Here is a 7,744-nt window from a genome sequence, read left to right as displayed (position 1 = left end):
GCTGAAGTTTTCTTACGTGATCCAAAAGGTGTGATAAGAGCTGGAATTCGTTATGTACGCTTAGACGATGATCAAGAGTTCAATAGTTTTGAAATGGAAAAGCTCAACACAATGCATAAGCTCTTCGCTAGTATGTGGTGTAATGCATTAGCCCGCCACCAGGAAGAGCTCATATTGTCAGATCTTACATATAGAGAACGTGAGATGTTGCAGCTTTTATTCTTAGGCTATCCTAACCAAGATATAGCACGTCTACTTTCCATCGCACTACCTACCGTAAAAAGCCATATGAAAAATATCCTCACTAAGACAGGCTACAGTAATAGAGCGGAATTAATCGGTGCGTTATACCAAACAGGGTTACCATTACGTTGCTAAGTCTGTGAAATACCGTATTGTTCTTTTTTATTCATGATAGCGCTCTGAATATAATCATGATGTTGGGCTGAATAGGGTGGACGCTGACGTGCCAAAACTTCTTCTGTAGCACCTTGGTGAATAATAGTTTTTTGATTACTAAATGTAATAAAACCAGCATGCCCACGATAACGGCCAATCCCGCTTGAACCGATCCCGCCAAAGGGAAGAGCTTCATATGCCAGTTGAATACGTACATCGTTAATAACCATGCTGCCAGTTAGAATGTGGTTAGCGTATTTTTTAGCTTCATTCTCATCCGAGCCAAAATAATATGCTGACAACGGATTGGGATTTTTTTCTATTATACTTAGTGCATTTTCCACACTGTCGTATTCCATTATCGGTAACAGGGGTCCAAAGATTTCCTCTTGCATCAATAACATATTCATACTGACATTCGTCACAATGACAAACGGAAAACGCCCGCCTAATGGAACAGTCTTTGTAGAATAATCTTCAGGTGCAAAGACAAATCGAGCTCCTTTTTCTGTTGCATCTTCTAATAATTTTTTCATCCGATTGTTTGCAGATGCATTAATTAAGCTCGTATAGTCATTATTTTCTAAAATATTGGGGAAGAATTTGTTTGTCGCAGATATTATTTCTGCAATTAGTTTTTCTGTTTGTCCTTTTGATACAAGGACATAATCTGGTGACACACACACCTGACCAGCTGATGCAAGTTTACCCAAGGTAAGACGGTCTGCTACAACCCGTAAATCAGCATCACGACTGATAATGACTGGGCTTTTGCCACCAAGTTCTAATGTTACCGGCACAAGATTTTCGGCGGCTGCTTTCATAACCTTTTGCCCTGTGGAAGTTGATCCAGTAAAAAGTAAATGATTAAAAGCTTGGCGGGAAAATTCAGCTGCTACCGAAGCGTCACCATTAATAACTGCTACTTCTGACTGGTCAAATTCACTCGCAATTGCTTGCTCGAAAACAAAACCGGTCTCCGGTGCCAGCTCAGACATTTTCAGCATAACACGGTTACCGGCGGCGATCCCTCCCATAGCGGCCAAACAAGCCATTAATACAGGCCCATTCCATGGTATGAGAGCGCCCAATACACCAATTGGTTGATAATGAACCTCTGCAAATATCCCGTGTTTTTCAGCCTCCTCATTAAGAAAAACAGGTTTGGGTTTCATCCAGTTTTCTAAATGCTGTAGATGATACTCGATCGCATTGATTGTCCCTAGAATATCACCTGCTTTAGTAGCAAATGGCGCTCGATGGCCATAATCAGTTTGTAAGGCTGCAACAAATGCAGCCTCGTTTTTCAAAACTGTTTTTACCAATCGTATAAGTCTGTCTTTTCGAACGACTGCTGGCGGATTAGTTTCCTGACTAAAAGCTGCTTTTTGCGCTGAAAGAATTTGAGAAATCGATGTCATTTTAGGCATTGCCAGCCTCACACTTGAATTATAGCGGTTAAACTTGGGTGATAATATTCACTAGCGCCTGTCGTTTTTCTTCGCGTACAACACGCATTGCTTCGTGTAATACGCTTTGCAACTCATCCGCTTTTTCAACTTTTGCACCATAGCCCCCAAAAGCTGTAACTATTTTTTCAAAGTCTGCACGATAGCCGAAACTAGTAAGAGGGACTGAATTAGCGCGTGCTGCATGGCCACCGGGGTGTGTACTAATGACACTTTTTTTAACCTCATTCCAACCGCCATTATTGAAAACAATAATCAGCAAAGGCAAATTTTCTGCGGCGGCAACTTCATGACAGGAAGTTGGCGCACAATAATAATAAGCGCCATCACCCAAGGTGCAAATTATCTCAGAATCCGGTTTAGCTACTTTTATACCCAGTGCAGCTGCAAGCCCCCACCCAAGGCCACCTGCATGTGAAGGGCCGAAATAGCTGTTTGAACCTTGTGGTTGCAATATACGCAAATCAGCTGGGTACTCATTAACAATGATGCTCTCAGATGAAATCAATTGGCTAATACAATGATTAGCCCATAGAGGTGTGATCGCTGTTAATTTCTCATCTTTTGCAATGGCATCTTTCAGTTGATTTGACTGATGATTACGTCGCATTTGATGGCTTGATATGCGCTCTTTGCGTGTTTCATTATTAATACGCGTTTTAAGCCGAGAGGTAAGTTCATTTAGGCTATATTCTGTATGGCCTATTAAAGGAACATCACAAGGAAACCCACGCATTGGTAATTGCTGATAAAACGGGTCTATGCCTAATTGAATGACACGTGTTGATTTTGGAATATTCACACGAGCTGTAAACCAGGGCACGTCAGAATCTACCACCAAAATAACATCGGCTTTTTCAAGATCGGGGCTAACTTGGGATGCAAAAATATACCCTAAATGGCAAGGATGTTCCGGTGCCAGATTACTATAAACTGGACTTGCCTCAAGCACACCAAAACCACCTGTCTCACTTAATTCTGCCAAAGCATTGCGTCCACCTTCTGTACGGCCCGCTTCTGAAGTTATAATGATGGGATGTTTAGCACTGGCCAAAAGATCAGCGGCAGCATCAAGCATTTCCGGGTCAGCAATGACACGCGTTTTCGTAATTCTTCGAGAAGGTGTATCAACTGCGATTGATTGTAAAGGTGCAGCTAAAACATCACGTGGAACCGAAATATAAACTGGGCCGCAGGGTTCAGCCGTCGCCACTTCGAATGCACGCTCCATAACAGAGACAACCTGATCTGGTTGGCGTATTTCATAATCCCACTTTACATATTCACGCAGCATTGAAGCTTGGTCAAAGCTTTCTTGCGACCATTGAACATGAATATCTCGAGCACCTGCAATGCCGCGTTGCTCTGCTATCGGAGAACGCGCTGCGATGACAATCATCGGTATATGCGCACGTGATGCATTAATAATACCGTTAAGACCGTTGGCGGTGCCGACTGTAGAGTAAAGATAAACAGCTTGTGGGCGACCAGTTGCTGCATAATACCCATGCGCCATCGCAACCGAGGTTTGCTCATGTGGGGTAACAATACCGCGGATAGAATTTTCATTTACATTGTCAGGATTTGCCAAAGCTTCAATCATTGAAGTTGGCGCACCACCAAAAAGACAATTAACACCGCGCAATTGTAATATTTGAACAATTGCATCACCAACTGTTTCAACAGAACAAATGGTTTCACTCATAAAATTCTCCATGCTCATGAAGCACTACATGTTAGTTGGTAGAAACAAGACCAATGCCGGAAACAGGATCAGCAGTAAAATTCTTACTAGATCTGAAACAATAAAAGGAATGAGGGCACGAAACACAGGACCAGCTGATATATTGCGTAAAACGGAAGTCAGGACGAACACATTCATTCCAAACGGTGGTGTAAGAAGCCCGATTTCAATTGTTACAACGACAATAATTCCAAACCAAATCAGATCAAATCCTGCGGCTTCAACAAGCGGCAGAATAATCGGCATGGTAATGAATAAAGTAGAGTAGCTCTCTAAGAAGCACCCCAAAAAGAGATAAAGCATAACGATTATCAAAAGGAGCATTATCGGGTGCGGGTTAACGTCAGCAATCCAATCGGCAAGTGTTTCAGGCGCACCGGTCATGCCAATGAAATTACCGAGAACTGTTGCTCCTAATAAAATCGGGAAAAGAGAACCTGTTGTTCGTATGGTTCCTAAAAATGCATCACGAAAAACTTGTTTGGACATTTTACCACGGGCAAAAGTGAGTAACAAAGCTCCCATAGCACCGATGCTGCCGCCTTCAGTGGCTGTAAAAATGCCGCCATAAAGCCCCCCCATAATTAGGGAAAATAGTGCCACAACACCCCATACTTGCCGTAATGCGTGCCATTTTTTTGCCCAAGGAACATATTCACCCTTAGGGCCGGCTGCCGGATCCCGCGCCACGACAAACATGACAGTCAGTATATAAAGCAGGATACCTAAAAGGCCGGGTACAAGACCTGCAAGAAATAGTTTTGCGATGTTTTGTTCGGCTAATATCCCATAGATAATGAGAACGACGCTGGGCGGAATAAGAATTCCAAGAGTTCCTCCAGCCGCAATCGTTGCCAATGAAAAAGGCTCTGAATAACCAAAGGAACGCATAGACGGATAAGAGACTTTGACCATTGTTGCGGCAGAAGCAACACTTGAGCCTGAGATCGCTGCAAAACCACCTGATGCTAGAATAGCTGAAACCGCAAGGCCACCCGGCATACGACCAATAAATGCATAAGCCGCATTGAAAAGATCGCGCCCCAAACCGCTACTGGACACGAAATTTCCCATCAACACAAAGAGGGGAATAACGGTCAGCATATAGCTACCAAGTTCAAAAGCAGAACCGGCAACCATTTTGCCTGATATTGCAAAGCCCATAAAATGAGCAAAGCCAAGAAAACCGACCATTCCCATCGAGAGTGCGACAGGGATACGTGCTAGAATTAATATGAGAAGTGCTGTGATGCCAATGAAAAACTCAAGCATTATGTTCACCATAATTTGTATCAGCTACAAATACAGCGCGTGCTGCAAGTACCGCAGAAAGACATAATGCTATACCGATCAACCAAGCGACAGGTGCAACCGGTAATTCAAGCACGGGTGTTATCTCATTTGCCTTTCCTTGCGCTAAATTTATTTCAGCAAAACCTAGCAGACCAAGCGATATGGCAATTATTGATCCAGATATTTTATCTGCTGACGTTTTAAGAAAGGGAACCAGTTTAATAAGCGGGTCAATCAATGTCACTTTGATATGATCATTTGAGGCAACCGCGACTGCAATGCATAGATAAATCATAACCTGCATTGTCATTTCGGTAAGCTCAAAACTTGCAGCAATTGGTCGGTGAAAAGCGTAGCGAGCAATCACATCCGTGAATGTGAGCAGCATGATACCGCCAAGCATGATAGCAGCCATATATTCAAGCGTTTGGATGAGGCGATGATATAATAAATCACAAAATTTAGGAGTACCTGACAATGAGGGTTGATCATTGCTCATCTTGTCTCACTCCTGCCCCTCGATTTTTTTAATTTCATCACGTAATTCATCAAGAGCAGCTTTCGCATCAATACCCGTATCAGCTACATTGGCGTGCCATGCATCCTCCAAAGGTCCGACGGCATCGCGTATCTCTGCAAAAAATGTTTCACTGGCAGTTTGTCTTTGACCACCACTGTCCTCATAGATTTTCCAGCCACGATTATCGGCTTCATCTGATGCACGCCCTGCAATACGGGAAAAGCTTTCGCCTGTTACCTTCAGCAAGGCTTCACGTTCTGCGTCGGTTAATGAATTAAATTTTGCTTCGTTCATGATGAGAGCAAAACTTGCATTATAAAAACCGCCGGGGACGGAAACGACATTCCTGATCAGTTCTTCAAGACGCCAACCGCCAAAAACATCAGCAGGCATAAGCGCTCCATCCACTATGCCACCGTTTAGCAACTCATATAATTCAGAGGCGGGACGTGAAACAGGAACAGAACCAAGTGATGTGGCAAGATCGAATGCCATGCCACCGGGCGCGCGCAATTTCTGACCTTGAAGTGATGCTTTATTCTTATACTCGGCACGCGGTGACATTAAGTGACCTGGACCAGGAGTAAACATAGCGAGTGGTACGACGCCCTCATGTTCATTGCCCTTTGCCAGGTGTTTTTCAAATACCCGCTGATAGGCAACCGATAAATCCTCCGCTTTATCTGCAAGAAATGGAAATTCTGCAATTTTTGTTAAGCGAAAACGTCCGGGGGTATTGCCATGTGAAATAAAACTAATATCGACTAAGCCATCACGGACACCATCAAAAGTTTGGGCCGCGCCCATTGGTGCACGTGGTAGATAGCGGATTTTTAGTAAACCATTGGACTCTTGTTCTACTTGTTTCGCCCACTCATCCTGTAAGAGTTTTGTGAAATGATGTCGTGGGGGCGTCCATCCTGACACAGTTAAAACAGTCTGCGCGGCGGATGAACTCATAGTTGCTGCCATAATAATACCTCCGGCAATGAGAGGTAATAATTTTTTCGTAACAGTTTTCATGTTTTTCCTCCTCCTGAAGAATATGCAAAACTATCTTTTTAATGAGAGCTCGAAAGAATAATCATTAGCTACAAACCTACGAAATGTTGCATACCAATCATTATTCGGGTCACGCAAAGCTAGATGCGTATCAAAATGGTCAGCACCCGTATGAATGCGATATTCTACATGCTGTCCCTCCTCTCGCATGGCTTGCATCATGCGTGTATTGGAGTCAGCAATTCTTACAAAATCTTCAGAACCCCATGTTAAATGAAATGGCACTGAATTTTTTTTAATGCGCGTAATAGGGCTGGCATCAGTGTCGTCTTCCGGACGTTCAAGTAAATACTGATAAACACGTCCGGCGCCTGTATCTGACGGAACTCTGTCATAACGCAAATCCAGTGGACTACTAACCAGCATACAAGCTAGAACAGGGCTTATTTTTTCAGTAAGAACAGCCATGGCAGCAATCTGACCGCCTGCTGAATGTCCACCAACAACAATCTTATTTGTATCACCACCATGCTTTTTCAGTGCAGGAAATAATGAATTGAACGCAAGTTCAAAATCATTGAGTTGTGACGGCCAACGACATTCGGGAGCCAAGCGATAAGATACAGCCGCAAAAATTGCGGGCTGTCTGATTACCGGATCAGCCATAAACCGTAACCAATCTATATTTCCTGCGATCCAAGCGCCTCCGTGCAGAAATACCAGGATTGGTAAATCTTTCTCAGGAATTTTAGGGAAAAAAAGCTCAATTCGTTGTTGTTTATGAGGACCGTATTCAATTATTTTATCTGCACGCAATGCATTCTCTTGCGCATATGCACGGGTCTTCTGATCATAGGAAACAGCTTTTTCAACGGTCTCAAGTTTGTCATTATTATTTAAAATGCACAAATCACCCACCTATTAAATGTAAGTGGTTTTTTGCACGATTTCCAACTTTAAAGAATCATCCCTAGGGATGACAGTGTGCGTAGATATTGACTTTATAGCTTGCTCAATCGCTATAGCACCAGTTCGAAAGTCACCGAGCTGAACGATAAATTATCAGAAACAAGGTTCTCTAAATAAGAACCTGATTATCTCTTTGATTAGAAACACCTAGTAAAAAAATAACGCATACCTCACCCGCCAAGCAAGGTGAAATACGCGTATATCAAGGTGCATCGTGTGCACTTGAATGTACTGCTATACATAACATAAAAAAACGTTCCACTGTGGCATTGGACTTGATGTGGTGGACGGCCTCCTGATCCGCTTTTGTGCGATAGTGTGGTTGTTTTTAAAAGCCACCAAGGAGAA

General features: G+C 43.1%; 7 protein-coding genes. 1 reads left to right on the top strand and 6 read right to left on the bottom strand.

Going from position 1 to position 7,744, the window contains the following annotated elements:
- On the top strand, positions 1 to 378 hold a 378-nt coding region (locus ACI0FR_RS01740), incomplete at its 5' end, for a LuxR C-terminal-related transcriptional regulator (protein ID WP_461667873.1).
- On the opposite strand, the gene ACI0FR_RS01735 is transcribed toward ACI0FR_RS01740, so the two are convergent.
- Genes ACI0FR_RS01735 through ACI0FR_RS01710 form a run of 6 tightly spaced genes read right to left on the bottom strand, consistent with a single transcriptional unit; the run spans position 375 to position 7,336 of the window.
- Complete coding sequence (locus ACI0FR_RS01735; protein WP_461667872.1) at positions 375 to 1,829, bottom strand: aldehyde dehydrogenase family protein; 1,455 nt, start codon at positions 1,827 to 1,829, stop codon at positions 375 to 377. The two genes, ACI0FR_RS01740 and ACI0FR_RS01735, sit on opposite strands and share 4 nt — an antisense overlap.
- Before the next feature lie 28 nt (positions 1,830 to 1,857).
- Positions 1,858 to 3,573: a thiamine pyrophosphate-requiring protein gene (locus ACI0FR_RS01730; protein ID WP_461667871.1), complete on the bottom strand. Its 1,716-nt coding sequence runs from the start codon at positions 3,571 to 3,573 to the stop codon at positions 1,858 to 1,860.
- A gap of 24 nt (positions 3,574 to 3,597) precedes the next feature.
- Positions 3,598 to 4,884, bottom strand: coding sequence for a TRAP transporter large permease (locus ACI0FR_RS01725; protein WP_461667870.1), 1,287 nt, complete (start codon positions 4,882 to 4,884; stop codon positions 3,598 to 3,600).
- Complete coding sequence (locus tag ACI0FR_RS01720) at positions 4,877 to 5,404, bottom strand: TRAP transporter small permease (RefSeq protein ID WP_461667869.1); 528 nt, start codon at positions 5,402 to 5,404, stop codon at positions 4,877 to 4,879. Before ACI0FR_RS01720 ends, ACI0FR_RS01725 begins: the two co-directional genes overlap by 8 nt.
- Before the next feature lie 6 nt (positions 5,405 to 5,410).
- Positions 5,411 to 6,448, bottom strand: a complete 1,038-nt coding sequence (locus ACI0FR_RS01715; RefSeq protein ID WP_461667868.1) for a TRAP transporter substrate-binding protein — start codon at positions 6,446 to 6,448, stop codon at positions 5,411 to 5,413.
- A 30-nt stretch (positions 6,449 to 6,478) separates the two neighbouring features.
- Complete coding sequence (locus ACI0FR_RS01710) at positions 6,479 to 7,336, bottom strand: alpha/beta hydrolase (RefSeq protein ID WP_461667867.1); 858 nt, start codon at positions 7,334 to 7,336, stop codon at positions 6,479 to 6,481.
- Positions 7,337 to 7,744: the final 408 nt, after the last annotated feature.

It is taken from the genome of Paenochrobactrum sp. BZR 201-1 (assembly GCF_044987585.2).
In the GTDB taxonomy this organism is placed as follows: Bacteria; Pseudomonadota; Alphaproteobacteria; order Rhizobiales; family Rhizobiaceae; genus Paenochrobactrum; species Paenochrobactrum pullorum.
Note: the sequence above shows the minus strand (reverse complement) of the source record. Positions and strands in the feature narration are given on the sequence as shown.